Annotated in this window: 2 protein-coding genes; both read right to left on the minus strand. The window is 54.9% G+C overall.

Features of this window, described 5'->3' with window-relative positions:
- Window positions 1-737 (minus strand): site-specific integrase (locus tag QT222_RS07220; RefSeq protein WP_491476771.1); only part of this gene is annotated, 737 nt, incomplete at its 3' end.
- A 491-nt stretch (window positions 738-1,228) separates the two neighbouring features.
- Window positions 1,229-2,321, minus strand: a 1,093-nt coding sequence (locus QT222_RS07225) for a transposase (protein WP_491476772.1), incomplete at its 5' end; no start/stop codon positions are given.

The raw sequence follows: 2,321 nt of genomic DNA on the forward strand, positions 1-2,321 counted from the left end.
TGGTCGACGTGCAACGCGGCAACCTCGGAGGGCCGTAACCCCCACCCAGCAAGCGCAACAACGAGCAACTCCGCTTCGGGGGAGTCAACCTCACTGTAGATTCGACGCACCTGCGACGCCGACAACGCCTGTGGGTCCGGCTCACTGGCCTCCCAGCCGAACTCTTCGCCGGCCTCTGAAAGTGGGTTGTACTTCGCGTACTTCCGGCGTTTGACGAACGCGTACCACGCTCTGGCGACGTGCAGATATTCGAGCTTCGACCGATCCGTCGATAGCTCCTCGTCGAAGACGTCGAGGACGGCGAGACAACGCTCTATCTCTCGCGGCTGCTGGTCCACCTCAGACAGTGGTTCGAGCAACGCATCAGTCCCGTGGAGTTCTCGATAGGTCCGAACCCACTTCGCCAACCGCGTACGGTGGGTCTCGACGGTACTCTCTGCCCGTCCACCGCGAGTTTGTATCGAGTTGAGGTATACTTCTAGAGTTTTGACAGTATTCTCATGGTTGACGTCCCACTCCCACTCGTCAGATTCGTCGTCTTCGAGGCCGACAACGTCGACGAAGAACTGCTTGGGCGTCAAATCGTGATGCTCGCGCAATGCGTACGCGATGCCACTGTATCCGTGTTCAGTAAGCCAGTTGTAGGTTGGAACATCTCGATCTTCGTCGAACCCATCGCGGTATCGTTTCGGTGCGATGTCTTGCCAGTAAACGTCGACGAGTTCGTCGAGGTCCATACGCGACCAGTTGTATCGTCGTTCCCTAGTCTCCCCGTGTGAAGCCGTGTCTTCAACCTCTAAACCCTGGGAGTCAGACTGCTGATTCACGCTTGCTCACCGGGGAGTAACCCGCTCACCGTGTGTTGGGGTGATTTTGAGTGGCCGATTTTCATTGTTCTACGACAATCTTCAATCTAGTTAATACTTTGGCTTATGCGGGGGTGGACTCTACACAACGTAAATTAGTAAGTTCTGGGAGCTTGGGACCAATATCTGCTTAAATCTTATGCTGCTATATGGAAACAGAGCCGGGCCTGTGAAACAGAACTTCGGAGGATGGATTATTTTTGCGCTTTTCTAGGCCTTTTCGTGGTTCGGACAGGCCACATCGGTGTCGCATCAACTACCGACCTCGGTGAGACGCCGTCGAATGCTCGAAAACAGCCCAAAAATTGACCACTCGCAGAGTGTCGCCACTCACAACAGGCAGTCCGAGCTGGTGTAGAGCGCTAGTCAGGCGGGAGTAGTGCCGAGCAAACCAACTCGACACACTCACCAGCAGTCAATACCGGCGCATACTCCATCTCACCGCCGACACCAATCTTCAACAGGAAATCGGTAAGCCGCCAGATATTGTGCAACAGCACCGCAAACACGAAGTAGAATAATCTTACGCGGTAGTCCTTAGACGAGGTCTTCGCCAAGAAATCGTTCTTGATCGATTTGTATTCGTTCTCGATCTGCCACCGAGAACTGTACCGACGACACACGGCTTGAGCCTCGTCCGCGCTCACACGAAGATTCGTCGCGAACACCGCTGTTCCATCGCTCTTCGTCGAGGGCACGTAGAGAAACTGCATCGAGTGCGAGCTCTGCTCAACGTGGACAGAGGCCGATTCAACGGCGACTTCTTGCTCATCTTCATCCATCGTCTCTATGTTCTCGCGTTCGGCACTGTGAATCCGCTTCGGGATGAGATAGTTCACATCGAGGTTCGAGAGCGTCTGGTAGACCGCTTTCGAGTCAAACTCTCGATCACACAGCACCATCTCAATCGGTACGTGCTCCTGTGCCCGTCGAACGAGTCGTCGGACTACACGATGAACTCGGTTCGGCGGGTTCTCGTCCCACGACGAACTCTCACGGACAGGTTCGACAGCGAGAATCAGCGGGATGTTCCACCCGACAATCGAGAGCGTGGCGAATTTGAACGCTCTCCCCTCGCCGTCTTTTGTCCCGCTGACCATCGGCATTCCCTCTATGTTACCAAAGTAGCGAATGGTCGTGATATCAATTGCGACGGTGACAGGACGACGAAACGAAGACTCCGATTGAATCACCGAAAGCAACCGTTCTGTCGCCTGTTGAAATCCCTTGAGTAGGCTCTCTGGGTCGAATTGCTTGACGGCTCGGAGGTGGGTGTCTCCGTGAGGACCGTACTCTTTGCCTCGTCGGAACTTGAACCGGGCTGCACCCTGTGGAGTACCACAGCCGACCATCCCAATAAACGTCTGAAGCTCAAAGAATCGCGTGTTTTCATACGTCGCGTTCTGAGCTCTCTCAGAGTCGAACGGACCGAAGCCGTGCTCACGAGCGAGACGG

Source organism: Haloferax sp. s1, from assembly GCF_058382125.1.